At 69.8% G+C, this 18667-nt stretch carries 15 protein-coding genes; 8 read left to right on the top strand and 7 right to left on the bottom strand.

Annotated features, from left to right (window positions below; all coding sequences use genetic code 11):
• Positions 1 to 292 precede the first annotated feature (292 nt).
• A complete protein-coding gene (locus ACFUO4_RS07515) occupies positions 293 to 1114 on the bottom strand; it encodes a helix-turn-helix domain-containing protein (protein ID WP_383480810.1) in 822 nt (273 codons plus the stop codon).
• Between the two features lie 154 nt (positions 1115 to 1268).
• Here ACFUO4_RS07515 and ACFUO4_RS07510 point away from each other — a divergent pair, with 154 nt between their 5' ends.
• Both ACFUO4_RS07510 and ACFUO4_RS07505 read left to right on the top strand, forming a co-directional pair.
• Positions 1269 to 1574: a 4a-hydroxytetrahydrobiopterin dehydratase gene (locus ACFUO4_RS07510; RefSeq protein WP_079308547.1), complete on the top strand. Its 306-nt coding sequence runs from the start codon at positions 1269 to 1271 to the stop codon at positions 1572 to 1574.
• Between the two features lie 4 nt (positions 1575 to 1578).
• Positions 1579 to 2322, top strand: coding sequence for a methyltransferase domain-containing protein (locus ACFUO4_RS07505; protein ID WP_383480807.1), 744 nt, complete (start codon positions 1579 to 1581; stop codon positions 2320 to 2322).
• Here ACFUO4_RS07505 and ACFUO4_RS07500 read toward each other — a convergent pair.
• Together ACFUO4_RS07500 and ACFUO4_RS07495 are read right to left on the bottom strand one after the other, a co-directional pair.
• Positions 2306 to 2767: a hypothetical protein gene (locus tag ACFUO4_RS07500; protein WP_383480804.1), complete on the bottom strand. Its 462-nt coding sequence runs from the start codon at positions 2765 to 2767 to the stop codon at positions 2306 to 2308. The two genes, ACFUO4_RS07505 and ACFUO4_RS07500, sit on opposite strands and share 17 nt — an antisense overlap.
• Positions 2764 to 3243 carry a hypothetical protein gene (locus ACFUO4_RS07495; RefSeq protein WP_383480801.1) on the bottom strand — a complete coding sequence of 160 codons (480 nt, stop codon included), beginning with the start codon at positions 3241 to 3243 and terminating at the stop codon, positions 2764 to 2766. The genes ACFUO4_RS07500 and ACFUO4_RS07495 overlap by 4 nt, the downstream gene beginning before the upstream one ends.
• Positions 3244 to 3283: 40 nt before the next feature.
• Here ACFUO4_RS07495 and ACFUO4_RS07490 point away from each other — a divergent pair, with 40 nt between their 5' ends.
• Together ACFUO4_RS07490 and ACFUO4_RS07485 are read left to right on the top strand one after the other, a co-directional pair.
• Positions 3284 to 4216, top strand: a complete 933-nt coding sequence (locus tag ACFUO4_RS07490) for a helix-turn-helix transcriptional regulator (protein WP_383480798.1) — start codon at positions 3284 to 3286, stop codon at positions 4214 to 4216.
• 166 nt (positions 4217 to 4382) lie between these two features.
• Complete coding sequence (locus tag ACFUO4_RS07485) at positions 4383 to 4919, top strand: hypothetical protein (protein ID WP_383480795.1); 537 nt, start codon at positions 4383 to 4385, stop codon at positions 4917 to 4919.
• 38 nt (positions 4920 to 4957) lie between these two features.
• On the opposite strand, the gene ACFUO4_RS07480 is transcribed toward ACFUO4_RS07485, so the two are convergent.
• Positions 4958 to 7618 (bottom strand): cellulose binding domain-containing protein, encoded by a 2661-nt coding sequence (locus ACFUO4_RS07480; RefSeq protein ID WP_383480792.1) that lies wholly within the window; start codon positions 7616 to 7618, stop codon positions 4958 to 4960.
• A 159-nt stretch (positions 7619 to 7777) separates the two neighbouring features.
• The gene (locus ACFUO4_RS07475) at positions 7778 to 10693 is read right to left on the bottom strand and encodes a glycoside hydrolase family 48 protein (RefSeq protein WP_383480789.1); all 2916 of its coding nucleotides are present in this window, start codon (positions 10691 to 10693) and stop codon (positions 7778 to 7780) included.
• A 483-nt stretch (positions 10694 to 11176) separates the two neighbouring features.
• Here ACFUO4_RS07475 and ACFUO4_RS07470 point away from each other — a divergent pair, with 483 nt between their 5' ends.
• From ACFUO4_RS07470 to ACFUO4_RS07455, 4 genes are all read left to right on the top strand, one after another.
• Positions 11177 to 12892 (top strand): glycoside hydrolase family 6 protein, encoded by a 1716-nt coding sequence (locus ACFUO4_RS07470; protein ID WP_079311677.1) that lies wholly within the window; start codon positions 11177 to 11179, stop codon positions 12890 to 12892.
• 213 nt (positions 12893 to 13105) lie between these two features.
• Positions 13106 to 13996 (top strand): class I SAM-dependent methyltransferase, encoded by an 891-nt coding sequence (locus ACFUO4_RS07465; RefSeq protein WP_383480786.1) that lies wholly within the window; start codon positions 13106 to 13108, stop codon positions 13994 to 13996.
• Positions 13997 to 14081: 85 nt separating this feature from the next.
• Positions 14082 to 14783 carry an SDR family oxidoreductase gene (locus ACFUO4_RS07460; protein ID WP_383480783.1) on the top strand — a complete coding sequence of 234 codons (702 nt, stop codon included), beginning with the start codon at positions 14082 to 14084 and terminating at the stop codon, positions 14781 to 14783.
• A gap of 86 nt (positions 14784 to 14869) precedes the next feature.
• Positions 14870 to 15796: a DMT family transporter gene (locus tag ACFUO4_RS07455; protein ID WP_383480780.1), complete on the top strand. Its 927-nt coding sequence runs from the start codon at positions 14870 to 14872 to the stop codon at positions 15794 to 15796.
• 48 nt (positions 15797 to 15844) lie between these two features.
• Here the strand turns inward: ACFUO4_RS07455 and ACFUO4_RS07450 are convergent, their stop codons facing one another.
• Both ACFUO4_RS07450 and ACFUO4_RS07445 read right to left on the bottom strand, forming a co-directional pair.
• Positions 15845 to 16681, bottom strand: a complete 837-nt coding sequence (locus ACFUO4_RS07450; RefSeq protein WP_079311680.1) for an aldo/keto reductase — start codon at positions 16679 to 16681, stop codon at positions 15845 to 15847.
• A gap of 129 nt (positions 16682 to 16810) precedes the next feature.
• On the bottom strand, positions 16811 to 18637 hold the full coding sequence (locus ACFUO4_RS07445; protein ID WP_383480777.1) for an AMP-dependent synthetase/ligase: 1827 nt from the start codon (positions 18635 to 18637) through the stop codon (positions 16811 to 16813).
• Positions 18638 to 18667 lie beyond the last annotated feature (30 nt).

Raw genomic sequence — 18667 nt, 5'->3', positions numbered from 1 at the left:
AGTCTCACGTGATCGGTGGTGAGGCGCTCGCCACGCGGGGCGCACTGGAGGGCCTTGGCCACGCCGGGTGGTGGAGGGCGTCGGTCCGCGTGTGGGGGACGCAATTCCCCCGCGTGTAATCGACCGTTCAGGGCGGGCGCGGGATGGTGGAGTCACCGGGTTCCGGGGCGGCGCACTCCGGTCCGGAACCCGGGTTCACCTCTCCCGCGCCGCGCGCCCACCTCGACGGAGGCTGATCCGCCACGTCCACAGCCCAGTTGTCCGCCCTCCAGCACGCCGCCCTGAGGGCGCGTCAGGAGACGAACCCCTGAAGGTACTTGACCGTCGCCGGGTCGGCCGGGAGGAACGTCTCGATGGCCAGTTCGGCGACGGTCACGTCCATGGGGGTGTTGAAGGTGGAGATGGACGACACGAACGACAGCACCCGGCCCTCGTGCTCGATCCGCATCGGCAGCGCGAAGTAGGCGGGCGGTTCCAGATCCTCGCCGTGGTCGTTCTCGTCGTCCTCGTCGTTGTCGTGGGCGAGCGGATACGCCGCCACCTCCTCGTACAGCGCCCGCAACGGCTCGGAGCGGCGCAGGGCGACCTGCCGCCGCATCTGCTCCAGGAGATGCCCGCGCCAGGCTCGCAGGTTGCGGATGCGGGGCGCCAGGCCCTCCGGGTGCAGAGTCAGCCGCATGGCGTTGAGCGGGGGTGCGAGCAACAACTCCGGGATGCCGTCGAGCAGCATCAGGATGCCGCGGTTGGCGGCGACCACGTTGTACATCGCGTCCAACACCAGTGCCGGGTAGGGCTCGTAGCCCTGGATGAGCCGCTCGATGCCGTCCCGCAGGGCGTCGAGCTCGGGGGCCGCCAGCGGGGTCTCCGAATAGCGCGGGGCGTAACCGGCCGCCAGCAGCAGCGCGTTGCGCTCCCGGACCGGCACGTCCAGGTGCTCCGCCAGCCGCAGCACCATCTCCTCGCTCGGCCGCGAACGCCCCGTCTCGATGAAGCTGATGTGCCGCGCGGAGGAGTCGGCCCGCAGCGCCAGCTCCAGTTGACTGACCCGACGCTGCTCCCGCCAGGCCCGCAGCAGCGGGCCCACGGCCCGGTCGTCGGCAGTGGTGGTGGTCATACGACGACCGTAGACGAAGGCCGGGGGCGCCCGCGAAGAGAAATCCGGCGCGATCGGACGGCGCGGTCCCTTCTGACCAGGCGTTCCGCGCCCCGCCTGTGGCACGCTGAGAGAACACCCCCACCGCACCCGCAGTCCAGGAAGGAGCGACGTCATGGCCGTCGAACCGCTGTCGCAGAAGGAGATCGAGGACCGGCTCGCGGAACTGCCGGGCTGGTCGGTCGACGGTGACCGCCTCACCTGCTCCTACCGGCTGTCCTCGCACTTCGCGGCCACCGCGATGGTCGTCCACATCGCCCAGGTCCAGGAAGAGCTGGACCACCACTCCGACCTCACCCTCGGTTACAACACGGTCGCCCTGAGCGTGAACACCCACAGTGTCGGCGGCGCCGTCACGGAGAAGGACTTCGAGCTCGCCCAGCGGGTGGCGGCGCTGGCCCCCGGCCACGGAGCCCAGTGACGGCGTGCTGGACTACGACAAGGAAGCCGACGCCTACGACGCCACCCGCGGCGGTGAACCCCGCGCCGCCGCGGCCGCCGACGCGGTGCTCGGCCTGGTCCCGCCCGATGCCCGCCGCCTCCTCGACGTGGCCTGCGGCACCGGCATCGTCACCCGCCGGTACGCGACCACGCGGCCCGCGCTGCGGGTGACGGGCGCCGACCTGACGTACGGCATGGCCCGCGTGGCGGCGACGCGGCTGCCCGGCGCGATCGTGCTCGGCGACAGCCGCCGACTGCCGTTCCCCGACGGGGTGTTCGACGCGGTGACGAGCGTGTGGCTGCTGCACCTCATCCACGACCCGGACGACGCCCGCAGCATCGTCGCCGAGTGCGCCCGGGTGCTGCGGCCCGGCGGCGTGTACGTCACCACCGTCGACAAGGCCGCCGCCCACGACGTCGGCAGCGACGTCGACGCCGTCCTCGCCCCACGCCCGCGCCGGCCCGCCCCGGACGCCGCGCGCCGGGTGGAGTCGTACGCCGCCGCGCAGGGCCTGGTCGCCGCCGGGCGGGCCCGTTTCACCGGCCTCGGGCAGGGCCGCAGTCCCCGGCGCACCGCCGCCGACCTGCGGCGCGGTTGGTTCACCATGCTGCCGCCCGGCGACCCGCGCACCGAGGAACTCGCCATACGCCTGGAAGCCCTGCCCGACCAGGACCGGCCGCGCGCCGACCCCGTCTTCGCGCTGCGGGCGTTCAGGAAGCCCGGGTGAACTCCATGACCCAGTTGGTCAGCCAGGTGCCGCCGCCGTCGAGGGAGAACGCCTGCTCCCAGCGTGCGCCGGCGTCGGACACGTCGGACCACACGAACCGCACCCGCACGTCCTTGCCGGCGTGCGTGTCGTCGCCGTAGAACTCCCCGTGTCCTTCGGTGAATTGACCGACGACCGGCGGGAAGAGCGTCCCGGTGCGGCTGGACGCCCAGTTGAGCGACCACCGCCCGCTCTCCCGGTCGAAGAGCCGCAGGGTCGCGCCCTTCGCCGACAGATGCGGCATGTCGATCTCGTCGACGTTCGCGGCGCCGTCGAACAGCGGCCAACAGCGGTTGGTGGCGGGGAACTCCTCCCAGTCGCTGTCCGGGTCGAGGAAGTCGGTGCGGCGGCGGTTGAGCACCCGCCAGTCGCCGTGGAGGAAGTCGAAGTCGTGCGGGCTGCTCATGGGCGGTCTCCTGTGGTTCCTGCGGGCAGGGAGTCGGCCACGTAGGCGGCCAGGTCCGGGACTTCGGGCGCGAGCAGGTGCCGTACCCAGGCGTCCCGTTCGTGCAGGATCGGCGGCAGTTCCCAGACGCAGCCGATCCAGGGCAGTTCGGGCCTGATGAAGTGGGTCGGGTCGATGTCCGGGCATCCCAGGGCGGGTTGCCCGGCCGCGGCGCCCCGGAAGTGCAGCACGTTGTCCCAGACCCAGCTGTAGACGTTGAGATAGGCGCCGGTGTCCTCGCCCCGGTGCAGCACGACGAAGGCCGCGGGCGGAGTGCCGTCCGGCTCCGGCAGCAGCTCCGGGAGGATCTCGTACGCCGCCTTCTCGACGTCGGGCGCGATGCCGGCCGGGTCGGTGGTGACGTGGTAGCGCTTGATGTACCGGCCTGCGACCTCGACGGGCGGCGGCACGGTCAGCAGTTTCTCGGTGAAGCTCATGGGAGGGACGGTAGGGCGACTTCCCTGACATCCTGTGTCAGTGAAGTCAAGTCGCCTCGTCTCGATCCTGCTCCTGCTCCAGACCCGGGGGCGGATGACCGCCGCCCAGCTCGCGGAGGAGCTGGAGGTCTCGGTGCGCACGGTGTACCGGGACGTGGAGGCGCTCAGCGCGGCCGGGGTCCCGCTGTACGGCGACGCGGGTCATGCCGGCGGCTACCGCCTCCTCGACGGCTACCGCACCCGCCTGACCGGCCTGACGGCCGACGAGGCGGAGGCCCTCTTCCTGGCGGGCGCCCCCGGTCCGGCCGCCGAGCTGGGGCTGGGGTCCGTGCTGGCGGCCGCCCAGCTGAAGGTGCGGGCCGCCCTGCCGGCGGAGCTGCGTGCCCACGCCGACCGGATCAGCGGGCGGTTCCATCTGGACGCGCCCGGCTGGTACGCCGAGGCCGACGACACCCCGCACCTGCCGACGGTGGCGGACGCGGTCTGGAACGGCCGGGTGCTGCATGTGCGGTACCGCCGCTGGGCCCGGCCGACGGATGTGGAGCGACGCCTCGAGCCGTACGGGCTGGTGTTGAAGGCGGGACGCTGGTACGTGGTGGCGGGGCCGGGGCCGCGTACGTTCCGCGTGGACCAGATCCTCGAACTCGCCACGTCCGACGAGGAGTTCAGCCGCCCCGACGACTTCGATCTGCCCGCGTACTGGAGGGCGTACCAGCGCGACTTCCACGAACGCCTGTACCGGGAGGAGGCGTTGGTGCGGCTGGCGCCGGGGGTGACGCACGCGAGGGCGACACCGTACGGACCGGTGGACGGCGACGGCTGGAGGCAGGCCAGGGTCCCGATCGAGTCGATCGACCGCGCGGTCGGTGAGTTCCTGTCGATGGGCGCGGGTGTCGAGGTGCTGGAGCCGCCGGAGCTGCGTGAGCGACTCGCCGCGACGGTCAGGGAGTTGGCGGCGCGGTACGCCGGCTGAGCGGCAACCTTCCGGTGCCGGGTGGCGACGATGACTACGGCGCCGCGGCCGGCGGTGTGCACCCCATGAGGCTGCGGATCTCGAACCGGTGAATCTTCAACCGGCGGAGCGGGATCGGCCTGACGTGGCGGATAACCTCCACACTCCATGCACATGTGGGGGGAAGATGACTCACGAAGACCTGCCGCCGATGCCGCCCGGCCCGCCGTCCGCCGTGCCACTGGCTGCGCCGACACCCTTCGTCGCCCCGACGGCGGCGACGACAGGCCGACGGCCCAGCCCGTTGGCTTCCGGTCTGATCGGTCTGGTGCTCGGTGCGGCTGTGGTCGGCGGCGTGTGGGCGATCACAGCCGCCGGTTCCGGCGGGCCGGAGACGTTCACGCTCGAAGGCAGCTTCACGCTCACCGACGAAGTCGTCAGTGACGGTGACGACGGCTGCCGGGGCCAGTACGACAGCGGCTACGACGACATCGCGGAAGGCACGTCCGTGACCGTGTACGGGGCAGGCGGAGATGTCGTCGCCACCGGGGCCCTCGGCGACAGCGAGGAAGACGAGTACGGCACGACCTGCACCTTCGGCGTCGCCATTGACGGTGTGCCGAAGGGGGAGAAGTTCTACAAGGTCGAGGTGTCGCACCGAGGCACCCTGCAGCTGACGGCCGAGGAGGCCGAGAACGGCGAACTCGCCGCCAGCCTGGGCTGAACGTGGGGCGTGTGCCTGACCGGCACACGCCCTGAGGCTCAGCTCACCGTGCAGGTCTGGTCGCCCATCTTGAACGACGTCGGTTTTCCGTTCGTCCCCGACCAGCTCCCCGTGAAGCCGAAGCTCACCGAGGAGCCTGCCGCCACGTTGGCGTTCCATGTGACGTTCTTCGCGGTCACTGTCGTGCCCGACTGGGTGTGGTCGGCGTTCCAGAGTTGGGTGATCGTCTGGCCGTTGGGGAAGGACCAGCCCAGTGTCCAGCCGTTCCAGGCGCTTGAGCCCGTATTGCTGAGCTGGATGTCTGCCTGGAAGCCGCCCGACCACTGGTTGGTGATCTTGTAGGTCACCGCGCAGGCGCCGGTGGGCGTGGGCGTCGGGTCCGTGCCGCCGCCACCGTCGTCTCCGCCGCTCGTGTCGCCGTAGATGACGCCTCGGCCGTTCGTCGAGATGTAGACCCGGCCGAAGACCCTCGGGTCGCCCGTTATCGCCGCGCCCGTCCAACCCCACTGGTGGGCGTCGTCGTTGATGCGGGTCCAGGTCGAACCCTGGTCCGTGGAGCGGAAGATGCCGCGGACGCCCGCGATCTTCGCGCTGGTGTACAGGGTTTGGTACGACGCACCCGTCGCCGCCTTGCCGAAGCCGATCGCGTCGGCCTGCTCGACGTTGGAGAGCTTGGTGAACGTCGTGCCGCCGTTCGTCGAGTGCCACAGGCCGTACGCGCCGTCACTCGCGCCGCCCGCCAGCCACACATCCCCCTTCGTGCCGGGCAGCGCCTTGAAGCGGACGCTGTCGCCGGAAGGGAGGCCGGTGGCGGAGGAGGCCGTGAAGGTCGCGCCCCCGTCCGAACTCACGTAGAACTTGCCCGACTTGAAGCCGTAGAACGTCTTCGGATCCACCCTGTCCGATTCCACGGTCGCGCCCGCCGGGATGCCCGACGATGACGACCAGGAGGAGCCGAAGCCCGTGGTGTACTGGACGCCCGCGCCCGCCGGGCTCCACACGAAGCGGCTGCCGTCCGACGCCGCCGCGACCGTGCCGCCGCCGCTCACACTCGAAGGGTCGGTCCCGCCGAACCAGTTGGCACCGTTGTCCGTCGAGAACGCGATGTGCGGGCCCGAGTCCAGGTCGCCGACGCGGACCACCGTGTTCGGGTTCGTCTCCGCGAAGTCCAGGCTGGTCGTGGTGGTGAAGTTCGGCTGGGTGTACATCATCGACGGGACCTTGGTCAGGTCCGTGTGCCGGAAGCCGCCGATGTCACCGAGTGCGCTGAACAGCTTCGCCCCACCCGACGGGGGAGCGGCGAGGTCGTTGACCGCCGTCTCCTCCAGGCCCTGCACCATCGGCCTGATGGTGAACTGGCTCCCGGAGTCCCAGTTGGTGAGGTTCTCCGTGCCGTAGATCGTCGCACCCGTCCCGTACATCATCCGGTTCGAGTTGAACGGGTCGATCTCCAGCGACTCCGTCATCCACCCGAGTTTCGGCGCCTGTTCGGGAGGCGACGGGTTCGCTCCCCAGGTCAGCCAGGGGGAGCTGGAGACGTCCATCGTGTAGCGGTTCGAGCGGCTGGGGTACGAGGTGTAGTCCCAGGCCCTGGTCCATGTGGCGCCGCTGTCCGTCGAGCGGAAGATCTGCGTGTCGGGCCACCACGAGCTGTACGCCGTCGCCATCAGCGTCGCCGGGTGCTGCCGGTCGACCGTCACGCCGCTGAAGCCGTAGTACGTGTCCGCCTCCGCCACCGGACTGATGTTCGTCCAGGTGCCCGTCGCCGTCGCGTACCGCCACAGCCGGCCCTTGCCGCCGTCGTACGGGCCGCCCTTGTCGCTGTAGGCGAGGTAGAGATAGCCGTTCGTCGCGTCCAGGACGCCCTTGTGGGCCAGGTATCCGGTGGGCTGACCGGCGAGGCGTGACCAGGTCGCGCCGCCGTCCGTCGAGCGGTACACCGAGTTCTGCAGGTCGGCGACCCCGACGTAGATCGTCTGCGTCGCGCTGCCCGACGTACCGGTCTTCTCGTCGAAGGTGACCCAGACGATGCCCTGGTTGTCACTGGCGTAGCCGGAGGTGTCGGTCGCGTCCTGCACGTAGTTGCCGACGTTGGGGAAGTTGGTGACCTGCGCCCAGCTCGCGCCGGAGTCCGTGGACCGCCACAGGCCCTTGCCGCTCGGCGCGCCCAGGTACAGCACGCTGTTCTTGTTCGGGTCGATCGCCAGCCGCTCGCCCATGCCGCGGCCCGGCATGTTGCCGCCCAGCTTGAACGGCAGATCGGCCTTCTGCCAGCTCGCGCCGCGGTCCGAGGAGCGCAGGACCGCGCCGTTCCCCGGGTCCCAGCTGTTGGTGTACGTCCCGACGGCCGCGTACACCTTGTCCGGGTTCACCGCGTCGGAGGCCAGGCTGACCACGCCTGTGTGTCCCCAGTCGTCCCACCCGACCGAGTCCAGCAGCGGCGTCCAGGTCTTGCTCGACTCCTGCCAGCGGTAGGCGCCACCGATGTCGGTGCGGGCGTAGGCGAGGTTCTTCTCGGAGCGGTTGAAGACGATGCCGGGGACGAAACCGCCGCCGTCGATGCGGGCGTTCTTCCAGCTGTACGTGTCCGCGGCGAGCGTCACCTTCGACGCGCTGCCGGCCGCCAGCGCGGGCGGGGTGCCCGCCAGCAGGCCGGCCGCGAGAGCGAGGACGGCCGTGAGGATGCGGGTTCTTCGCACGGGGGTGTCCTTTCCGGGATGTGGGGGTGGAGCGGAGGGGGAGGACGGGATGGGCGTGCGGGGGCAAGCGCTTTCTGCGCAGGGTGAGAGGTGCCGGGTGGCCCCCAGTGCGGGAGGGGGCCACCCGGCGATGTACGCGGAGCCCTTAGCGGGGACTGGTTATTCGAGAAGCTCCGCGTACGAACCCATGGCCAGGGCGATGTCCGCCTGGGCCCAGAAACGGTGGTACGTGAACGACGGCACCGCGCCGCCCGCGAGATACGCCTGGATCTTCGACCAGGCCGGGTCGTTCTTGTAGAAGGACCTGATGGACTCGAAGGTGGACGAGGAGTTGATCGCGTCGCCGTTCGGCATCGTGCCGGTCCAGCCGGACGGGATGTAGACGCCGTCGTCGAACCGGTTGTAGTCCGCCCGGTTCTCCGGCACCGCGACACCCAGGCTGTCCTGGTAGTTGCCCCACATGCCGTCGAGGAGCTTCTTCGCCGTCGTCGCGGCCTCGGTGTCACCCGAGCGGTCCGCGTAGTACGTCAGGGTCTTGGCGTACGCGGCGGCCACGCCGACGTCGTTGGTGTAGTCGGCGACCGTGACGTGCAGCCCGCTGTTGGAGCCGGGGCTGGAGGCGTTCCAGGTGTCGGGCTGGCCCGACCACTGGAGGGTGGCGGGGATCTGGTAGGTGCCGTCCGGGTTGATCGTGGTCTTGGACAGCGCCCAGTCGACCCACTTGTCGAGGACCGCCTTGGCCTGCGCGTTCCCCGTCTGCTGGTAGTACTCGGCGACCCGCTCCATCGACCACGCCTGGAAGCCGAACCACTGGTTGGACGGCGGGTCGTGGTAGACGGGCTGCTGGTCGTAGTACATGCCGTAGAAGGTGGACTTCCCGGCCGGCGGGGTCGCGTAGCGGCCCGCCCAGCTGTTCGTCGCACCGCCCGCGATGGCGCCCTCGTTCGACTGCAGCCAGCGGTAGAACTCCAGCTGCCGGGTGAGCGAGGTGTTCCAGTCCGCCGCGCCCGTCGAGGACTTGGGCTTCAGGTCGGCGAACGAGCTGAGCGCGTAGGCGGCCAGGGGGTTCTGGTAGCCGCTGTGCGCGTGGCTGGAACCGATGCGCCAGGCCCAGCCGGCGCTGGTGTCCGTCGCTCCGCCCCATGCGTAGTACCAGGACAGCAGGTACATCGAGGAGTTCTTGCCGGTGCCGGCCGCGCAGGCCGACGGACCGACGCAGTTCCCTATCTTCTTGAAGTACTTGTCGTACATCGCGTAGCGCAGGTAGTCGCCCATCTTCGCGGCCTTGCCGACGGTCGCGGAGACGTCGCTGCCCTTGCCCTGCTGCTTCGCCCAGACGTCCGCCCAGTACGCGGCCTGCACGGCCCGCGCGTCGGCGTCGGGGGCGTTGGTGAACTTCCACTGCTTGGAGTAGGAGGAGTCACCGGTGAACAGGTCCAGGTAGCCGTTCTTGCCGCCGTACTTGAACTGGTCGCAGGTCGGCTGCGGCACCGTCTCCCACACCGACTCCTCCGCACCGCGCTGGAAGGTGTTGATGTACGACGGCCCGGTCGCCGTCGGGCCCGCCTCGCACTTGCCGGGCTCGTTGCCGTAGCCGTAGACGTTGTCGACGTCCTGGAGCCAGTGCATGCCGTAGATGTCGTCCGTGCCGTACGCCGACTTCAGTTCGGACGCGATCGGGTCGGAGCCGACCGAGACCGACGAGTCGAGCTTCGCCGGATACTCGTTCGGTGTGTCCAGCTCGGGCGCGTAGGTCGCCGGCTTGGAGGCGTTGTAGAAGGAGTTGGTCGGCTGGTCGGCGTGGGTCGGGATCATGTACTTCTCCATGAGATCCCAGGCGCCGTTGAACTTGGTCCAGTCGCCCGTCACCTTGCCGTACATGGCCTGGAGCCACAGGAGGTAGCTGTACGCCTCCGACGTGGTCTCATGGCCGTGGTCCGGCGCCTCGACGATCAGCGTCTCCACCGAGTGGTAGGGAATGCCCTCGGGTGAGAAGTAGCCGTTCGCCGGGTTGGTGATCTTCCCGTACAGGTCCAGGAAGCGGGCGTCGTACTCCTTCGACGCGGCGATCTGGGTGACCGTCACCGCCGCCTTCGCGTGGCCCGTGGCCGACGACTCGAAGGTCGCCGCGCCGGTGCCCGAGGAGTCGGCGGTGATGGTCACCTTCTGGGCCGTGTTCCAGTTCGACGGGGTGAAGGTCAGGGAAGCCCCGCCGGTCACGGACAGGCCCGAGTTGCCGCTCGCCCGTGCCGTCGTGACGGTCACGTTGGCGGACGGCTGGGTCGACAGCTTGACGTCGTAGGTGGCCGTCTTGCCTTGCTGGACGGCGAGTTGGGTGGTCGAGGCCACCACGGCGGGACCCGAGGCGACCGTGATGCCGACCGGGGTGGACTCCGCCGACGCGCCCAGGCTGTCGTACGCCTTCGCCAGCAGGGAATGACTGCCCACGGTCAAACTTGAGACCGAAAGAGAGTACGGCGCGGTCGTGTCGGTGCCCAGCAGCGTGGTGTTGTCGTAGAACTCCACCTTGCTGATGGTCGCGTTGTCCGCGGCCGCGGCGGTCGCCGCGAGCGGGACGGCATCGCCCTGGGTGTAGACGGCGCCCGCGGCCGGGCTGGTCAGCACCGTGATCGGCGGCTGGTGGGCGCCGACGCAGGTCGTCCCGTTGACCGCGAACGACGTGGGCGCGGCGTTGGTGCCGCTGTAGCTGAACTGCGCGCCGGTGGAGACCGCGGCGCCGGCCGCGATGGTCCCGTTGTACGCGGCGTTCTTCACTGTGATGTTCTGACCGGACTGGGACCAGGTTCCGTTCCAGCCGTTGGAGAGCTTCTGGTTGCCCGCGTAGGCGTACGTCAGCGTCCAGCCGCTGATGGGGTCCGTACCGCGGTTGGTGATCGTCACGTCCGTGGTGAAGCCGGAACCCCAGTCATTGGTCTTGTAGTCGACGCTGCACTGAACTGCTGCTGCCTGTGCGGGAGTTGAACCCGTACTCAGCATCGTGAACGGCAGCGCCAGCGCGGCCACGACAGCCGTCCATAAACGCCGGGCAGTCCGGCGTCTCCTTCTCGGTGCCATGTGCTGGTTCCTCCTTGCGGCTCGGAGAAGTCAAGGCTTGAACCAGTGGGAGCGCTCCCATAGTGGAGACGAGGGGGTGAGGGGTCAAGGTGCTTGAAGAGTCGAAAAGATTCGATGAATGTGGTTGAGGAAAGTCAAGTGACGCATCTGTTCTTTAACGTCACTTGGCGCTAGCTTCGGTGGCACCAGTGGGAGCGATTCCATCAGTCGACGCGGCCGTCACGGCCCGCTGATCTGCAAGGAGTCGCTCATGCGACACCCCCCGCGTTCAGTACTTTTAGCCGTCGCCGGCGCCGTGACCCTCGTCGGGTCCGTCAGGGTGCCGCGACGCGTTTCGCCGCACGCCGAGTGCCGGCTCGACCTGTCCCACATCAACTCGGCGTATTCCGGCGCCCCTTCGGCCTGTATCGACGGATCGGGCTGCATGACCATCTGCGCGCCCTGAACGGCTGACACCCGCAACCGAGAAGGAAACCCGCACTCATGAGTCGTACCAGAACTGCGCTCCTCGCAGCGATGGCCCTGGTAGCCGGCGCCTCCGGCACCGCGGTCGCCGCCTACCCGGGGGACGTCGGCATCTCGGCGATCCCCTGCACCGTGGACTACAAGGTGCAGAACGACTGGGGCACCGGCTTCACCGCCAACGTGACGATCACCAACAACGGTGCCGCCAAGTCGAGTTGGGCGGTGAAGTGGTCGTACGCCGGTAACCAGAAGGTCACCAGCGGCTGGAACGCCAAGGTCAGCCAGAGCGGCACGGCCGTCACCGCGCTCAACGAGAGCTACAACGGCACGCTCCCCACCGGCGGTTCGACCAGCTTCGGCTTCCAGGGCACCTACAGCGGCACCAACGCCGTCCCGGCCACCTTCACCCTCGACGGTGTGACCTGCAACGTCGACGACGGTGGCGGCGGCCCCACGAACCCGCCGGACCCCGGCACCGGCAGCCGCGTCGACAATCCGTACTCCGGCGCCAAGGTGTACGTGAACCCGGAGTGGTCCGCCAATGCCGCCTCCGAGCCCGGCGGCAGCCGGATCGCCAACCAGCCCACCGGCGTATGGCTGGACCGGGTGGCCGCGATCAACGGCGCCGGCGGGAAGATGGGTCTGCGGGCCCACCTCGACGAGGCCCTGAAGCAGAAGGGCAGCGGCGAACTCGCCGTCCAGCTGGTGATCTACGACCTGCCGGGCCGTGACTGTGCCGCGCTCGCCTCCAACGGTGAGTTCGGTCCGACGGACATCGACAAGTACAAGACGCAGTACATCGACCCGATCGCCGCGATCCTCGCCGATCCCAAGTACGCCTCGCTGCGGATCGTCACCACGGTCGAGCTCGACTCCCTGCCGAACCTCGTCACCAACGTCTCGCCCCGCAACACCGCCACCCCCAACTGCGACACGATGAAGTCCAACGGCAACTACATCAAGGGTGTCGGCTACGCGCTGAACAAGCTCGGTGACGTCCCCAACGTCTACAACTACGTGGACGCCGGGCACCACGGCTGGCTCGGCTGGGACGACAACTTCTCGGCGACCGTCCAGACGATCAAGCAGGCGGCCACCGCCGAGGGCGCCACGGTGAACGACGTCCACGGCTTCATCACCAACACCGCCAACTACAGCGCGCTCAAGGAGCCGTACTACACCATCAACGACTCCGTGAACGGCAAGTCCGTGCGCGAGTCGAAGTGGGTCGACTGGAACCGCTACGTCGACGAGCTCTCCTACGCCCAGGCCTTCCGGCAGGAGGCCGTGAGCCAGGGCTTCCCCTCGGGCGTCGGCATGCTGATCGACACCTCCCGCAACGGGTGGGGCGGCAGCGCCCGGCCGACCGGTCCCGGCGCCAAGACCGATGTGGACACCTATGTCGACGGCGGCCGTATCGACCGGCGCCTGAACACCGGCAACTGGTGCAACCAGTCCGGCGCCGGCCTGGGTGAGCGTCCGCAGGCCAGTCCCGCGGCCGGGATCGACGCCTACGTCTGGATCAAGCCCCCGGGCGAGTCCGACGGCGCGAGCAGCGCCATCCCGAACGACGAGGGCAAGGGCTTCGACCGGATGTGCGACCCGACGTACACGGGCAACCCGCGCAACAACAACCACATGTCCGGTGCGCTGCCGAACGCGCCGCTGAGCGGCCACTGGTTCTCGGCACAGTTCCAGCAGCTGATGCAGAACGCGTACCCGCCGTTGCCGTAACGGTGGTTCGGGGGCCGCGGGTTGAGTGTGGTTGATCGCGCAGTTCCCCGCGCCCCTCAGGGGCGTCCGTCGCCGCCGGGGTTTGTCGGTGCAGCTCCGACAGGCCCCGGCGGCATCATCCGTGTCCCGTTTTTTGCCGTCCCGGCAACGCTACTGGCCTCCTCCCGGTGCGTCGGCGCACGCTGGCCGCACACGGACGAGAGGCTGACCACCATGGCGCACGACCACACCCACCAGCACGCGCACGCCCACCACGACCACACCGACATCGACTGGGCCGAGATGGCCCCGATGCTGGAGGACCAGGCCGAGCTGTACACGCCGCTGTACGAGCACGCCATGGCCTGGCTGGCCAAGCGGCAGACCGAGCCAGGGCTCGTCGTCGACGCGGGCAGTGGGCCCGGGGTCGTGTCGTGTCTGCTCGCCGACACCTTTCCCGGCGCCCGGATCGTCGCCGTCGACGGGTCGGAGCCGCTTCTCGAGCGGGCCCGGGAGCGGGCCGGGCGGCTCGGCGTCGCGGACCGGTTCGGCACGCTCGCCGGTGAACTGCCCGAGGTGCTCGACGACTTGGACTATCCCGCCGATCTGCTCTGGGCCAGCTGGAGCCTGCACCACCTCGGCGACCAGAAGGCGGCCCTCGCCGCGTTCGCCGCGCGGCTCGCGCCCGGCGGCACCCTGGCCCTGCTGGAGGGCAGCCTGCCCACCCGGTATCTGCCGCGCGACATCGGCATCGGCCGGCCGGGGCTCCAGGCCCGGCTCGACGCGGTGCACGAGGAGTGGTTCACCGAGATGCGGGCCGCGCTGCCCGGCTCGGTCGACGAGATCGAGGACTGGGCGGCGCTGATGACGTCCGTGGGGCTGCGGCCGACCGGCACCCGCAGCTTCCTCCTCGACCTGCCCGCCCCCACCACCGACCGGGCCCGCCGGTGCGCCGTCACCGCCTTCACCCGGATGCGGGACATCCTCGGTGAGCGCCTCGACGCCGACGACCGCGCCACCCTCGACCGGCTCGTCGACCCCGACGACAAGGCGAGCCTGCACCACCGCCCGGACGTGTTCGTCCTGACGGCTCGCACGGTGCACACGGCGGTCCGTCCGGTCTGACGCCTCTCCGCCGCCTCCGGCCCTTGACTTCGAGAACGCTCCAAGTGATCTACTGCCCGGCGTTCACCGAAAACAGGGGGTAGTCATGAGTGATGCACCGGTCGCACTGATCACCGGGGGCGGCAGCGGCATCGGCGCCGCGGTCGCGCGGCAACTGCTGGACGCGGGACACCGGGTCACCGTCACCGGCCGCGGCGAGGAGCGGCTGCGGGGCTTCGCCGAGGAACTCGGCCATCCTGACGGCCTGCTGACGATCGTCGGGAGCGCGGCCGAGTACGGGGACGTCCAGGCGGCGGTCGACACGACACTCAAGTCCTTCGGCCGGCTGGACACGGTCGTCGCCAACGCCGGTTTCGCCACCCACGACACGGTCGCCGAGGGCGACCCGTCCGGCTGGACCGAGATGGTGCTGACCAACGTCCTCGGCCCGGCCCTGCTGATCCGCGCCTCGATCGACGCCCTCAAGGAGACCCGCGGCCGGATCGTCCTGGTGGGCAGTGTCGCCGGCTTCGTGCCGGGGCCGGGCAACATCTACGGGGCGACGAAGTGGGCGGTGACCGGGCTGGCCGAGAACACCCGGCGGCAGGTCACCGAGTGGGGGGTGGGCGTGACCCACATCGCGCCCGGCCGGACGGAGACCCCGTTCTGGGACAGCTACGGCAGCCTCCCGCCGGGCCATCTCCTCACCGCGGACCAGATCGCCGACTCGGTCGTGTGGGCCATCCGGCAGCCCGAGGGAGTCGACGTCAACACGGTCGTCGTACGGCCGATCGGGCAGCCCAACTGAGGTGAGCGCCGGTCGGTGGCCGATGCATGCGTTACGGGGGGACGGGTAGGCGGGCGGTCCCGTGTCCGTCGGAGGGATCCCGCGCCATGGCACGTACCAGCACCGGCACCAAAGCCGCGCGGGAGCAGCCGCTCACGGCCCGGCTCCCCGGCGGGCCGCGCGCCGGGCAGACGGTCGGGGCGGTGGTGCTGTCGCTGTCGCCGGTCTGCATCGAGCTGTCCGACGCGGATGCCGGAACCGCCTCGGTGTACCGCTGTCTGCTCTGCATGCCCGTCCTGGTGCTGCTGTCCCTGCCGGAGTACCGCCGCGAGGGTCCGCCGCCCCGGCGCCGGCTGCTGTACGGCGTCGCGGGCGGCGCGCTGTTCGCGGGGGACATGCTGCTGTGGTCCAGGGCCATCACCGAGGTGGGCGCGGGGCTGTCGACCGTGCTGGTGAACGTGCAGGTCGTGGTGGTGCCGCTGCTGGCATGGGCGGTGGACCGCGAGCACGTGCCGCGCCGCTTCCTGCTCTGGCTGCCGGTGCTGGGCGCGGGGGTGGTGCTCACCGGCGGGTTGTTCGAGCAGGGCGCGAGCGGCAGCGACCCGACGGCGGGCACCGTCCATGCGGTGCTGGCCGCGCTGAGCTACTCCGGCTTTCTCTTCCTGCTGCGCCGCGGCGGGTTCGAGGGCCATGTGGTGACGACGTACACCGTGGTCGTGATGTCCGCCACCGTCTTCTCCGCCCTCGGCGGCTGGGCCTGGGGCGCCCTCGACCTGACCCCGCCTGCTGCCGCCCTCGGCTGGCTGGCGGTGGCCGCGGTCAGCAGCGGCATGATCGGCTGGCTCCTCGTCGCCCTCAACTCCCCGCACCTGCCGAGCCATGTCGGCGCGGTGCTGTTGCTGCTCACGCCGGTGGGCGCGCTGGTGCTGGGTGCCGTGGTGCTGGGGGAGCGGCCGACGTTCGCGCAGTGGGGCGGGTGTGCGCTGATCCTGGTCAGCGCCTACGCCACGGTGACCAGCCGCACGCGGGCATGACGAAGGCCCGGACGGTCGTCCCGTCCGGGCCTTCCCCGGTGCATGGCCTCAGCCGATGTCGAACGTCGCCGGGTCCGGGCCGATGCGGCGGTCCTCGTTGAGGGCGCTGATCGCGGCCAGGTCCTCGGTGTCCAGGCTGAAGTCGAAGACCTCGATGTTCTCCTTGATCCGCGACGGGGTCACGGACTTGGGGATCACCACGTTGCCGAGCTGGAGGTGCCAGCGCAGGACCACCTGGGCCGGGGTGCGGCCGTGCTTCTGGGCGATGGCGACGATCGCCGGGACCTCCAGGAGGCCCTTGCCCTGGCCGAGCGGGGACCAGGCCTCGGTGGCGATGCCCTGCTCCGCGTGGAACTCGCGGGAGGCGTGCTGCTGGAGGTGCGGGTGCAGCTCGATCTGGTTCACCGCCGGGATGACCGAGGTCTCGGCGATGAGCCGCTGGAGGTGCTCCGGGTAGAAGTTGGAGACGCCGATCGCGCGGACCCGGCCGTCGGCGTGCAGCTTCTCGAACGCCTTGTAGGTGTCGACGTACTTGTCCCGGGCCGGCAGCGGCCAGTGGATCAGGTACAGGTCCACGTAGTCGAGGCCGAGCTTCTCCAGGGAGGTGTCGAACGCGCGCAGGGTGGAGTCGTAGCCCTGGTCGCCGTTCCACAGCTTGGTGGTGACGAAAATATCCTCGCGGGGGATGCCGGAGGAGGTGATGGCCTTGCCGGTGCCCTCTTCGTTGCCGTAGATCGCCGCTGTGTCGATGCTGCGGTACCCGGCCTCCAGGGCGGTCGCGACCGCCTGCTGCGCCTCGTCGTCCGGCACCTGCCAGACGCCGAAGCCCAGCTGGGGCATCTCGACGCCGTTGTTCAGGATGATCGGGGGGACCTTGCTGCTCACGAGCTCTTGATCCTTACGGTTGTCGTCAGGTGGTACTCCCATCGTCAACGATCACGAGCCGTGATGCATTCCTGACGACGGAATCGGGCGGTAGATGACGGAATCTCACCAAATATCCCGGAATCGGCCTCAAGCCCTGTACAAGGCCTCGACCTCGTTGACGTACGCGTTCTCGATGGCCTTGCGCTTCAGCTTGAGCGACGGCGTCAGCAGGCCGTGCTCCTCGGTGAACGGCTGGGCCAGGATGCGGAAGGTCCGGATCGACTCGGCCTGTGAGACCAGGGTGTTGGCGGCGACCACGGCCCGCCGGACCTCCGTCTCCAGATCGGCGTCCCGCACCAGTTCGGCCGCTGTCATCCGCGGTTTGCCGCGCATCGCCAGCCAGTGCTCGACGGCCTCCTGGTCGAGGGTGACCAGGGCGGCGACGTACGGGCGGTCGTTGCCGACGACGATGCACTGGGAGACCAGCGGATGGTCCCGGACGCGCTCCTCCAACTGGCCCGGGGAGACGCTCTTGCCGCCGGAGGTGACCAGGATCTCCTTCTTGCGGCCGGTGATGGTGAGGTAGCCGTCCTCGTCGAGGGAGCCCAGGTCCCCGGTGGCGAGCCAGCCGTCGTGCAGGGTCGCGTCGGTGGCCTTCTGGTTGTTGAGGTAGCCCTGGAAGACGTTGGCGCCGCGCAGCCAGATCTCGCCGTCGTCCGCGATGTGCACGGTCATGCCGGGGATGGGCTGTCCGACGGTGCCGTAGCGGGTGCGCTCGGGCGGGTTCGCGGTGGCGGCGGCCGTCGACTCGGTGAGGCCGTAGCCCTCGTAGATGTGGATGCCCGCACCCGCGAAGAACAGGCCGAGCCGGCGGTCCATGGCCGAACCGCCGGTCATCGCCTGTCTGATGCGGCCGCCCATCGCCGCGCGCATCTTGGAGTAGACGAGTTTGTCGAAGAGCTGGTGCTGCATGCGCAGTCCCGCCGACGGGCCGGGCCCGATGCCCCAGGCCTTCGCCTCCATGGCGTCGGCGTACTTCACCGCGATGTCGACGGCCTTCTCGAAGGCGCCCGCCTTGCCCTCCTTCTCCGCCTTGCGGCGCGAGGCGTTGAACACCTTCTCGAAGATGTACGGCACCCCGAGGAAGAACGTCGGCTTGAACGCGGCGAGGTCGGGCATCAGCGCGGCGGCGTTCATCTGCGGCTGGTGGCCGAAGCGGACCCGGCCGCGGATCGCGGCGACCTGCACCATCCGCCCGAAGACATGGGCGAGCGGCAGGAAGAGCAGGGTCGCGGCCTCGTCGCCCTTCTTCGAGTGGAACACCGGCTCCCAGCGCTCGATGACGGTGTCCGCCTCGTACATGAAGTTGCCGTGCGAGATCACACAGCCCTTGGGGCGGCCGGTGGTGCCGGAGGTGTAGATGATGGTGGCGACGGAGTCGGGGGTGACCGCCTGCCGGTGCCGGTGGACCACGTCGTCGTCGAGATGGGCGCCGGCGTCGTACAGCTCCTGCACACAGCCCGCGTCCAGCTGCCACAGCTCGCGCAGCTGCGGCAGCCGGTCGATGACGGTGGCGATGGTCATCGCGTGGTCCTCGTGCTCCACGATCGCGGCCGTGCACTCGGCGTCGTAGAGCATCCAGAAACACTGTTCCGCCGACGAGGTGGGGTAGACCGGCACCACCTGGGCGCCGATCGTCCACAGGGCGAAGTCGAAGAGGGTCCACTCGTAGCGGGTGCGGGAGACGATCGCGACCCGGTCACCGAACCGGATGCCACGGGCGAGCAGTCCCTTGGCGAGGGCGAGCACCTCGTCGCGGAACTCGGCCGAGGTCACGTCCCGCCACTGACCGGACTCGTCCTTGCGGCCGAGCGCCACGCGCAGCGGGTCCTCCTGGGCATGGTCGAACACCACGTCGGCCAATCCGCCCACCGGGGGTGCCAACGCCAACGGAGGGTTGGTGAACTCGCGCAAACCCCGCTCCCTCGACATTGGTTCGACGCT

The sequence above is a fragment of the Streptomyces sp. NPDC057280 genome, from assembly GCF_042668605.1.
In the GTDB taxonomy this organism is placed as follows: Bacteria; Actinomycetota; Actinomycetes; order Streptomycetales; family Streptomycetaceae; genus Streptomyces.
The sequence above is the reverse complement of the archived record's forward strand: the minus strand, read 5'-3'. Positions and strand labels throughout refer to the sequence as shown.

Bases quoted from the DNA above. Each gene is read 5' to 3' on its own strand.
- ACFUO4_RS07465 (WP_383480786.1), top strand. From the start codon at position 13,106: ATGGCGCACGACCACACCCACCAGCACGCGCACGCCCACCACGACCAC.
- ACFUO4_RS07515 (WP_383480810.1), bottom strand. From the start codon at position 1,114: ATGACCACCACCACTGCCGACGACCGGGCCGTGGGCCCGCTGCTGCGG.
- ACFUO4_RS07495 (WP_383480801.1), bottom strand. From the start codon at position 3,243: ATGAGCTTCACCGAGAAACTGCTGACCGTGCCGCCGCCCGTCGAGGTC.
- ACFUO4_RS07470 (WP_079311677.1), top strand. From the start codon at position 11,177: ATGAGTCGTACCAGAACTGCGCTCCTCGCAGCGATGGCCCTGGTAGCC.
- ACFUO4_RS07460 (WP_383480783.1), top strand. From the start codon at position 14,082: ATGAGTGATGCACCGGTCGCACTGATCACCGGGGGCGGCAGCGGCATC.
- ACFUO4_RS07455 (WP_383480780.1), top strand. From the start codon at position 14,870: ATGGCACGTACCAGCACCGGCACCAAAGCCGCGCGGGAGCAGCCGCTC.
- ACFUO4_RS07510 (WP_079308547.1), top strand. From the start codon at position 1,269: ATGGCCGTCGAACCGCTGTCGCAGAAGGAGATCGAGGACCGGCTCGCG.
- ACFUO4_RS07500 (WP_383480804.1), bottom strand. From the start codon at position 2,767: ATGAGCAGCCCGCACGACTTCGACTTCCTCCACGGCGACTGGCGGGTG.
- ACFUO4_RS07485 (WP_383480795.1), top strand. From the start codon at position 4,383: ATGACTCACGAAGACCTGCCGCCGATGCCGCCCGGCCCGCCGTCCGCC.
- ACFUO4_RS07475 (WP_383480789.1), bottom strand. From the start codon at position 10,693: ATGGCACCGAGAAGGAGACGCCGGACTGCCCGGCGTTTATGGACGGCT.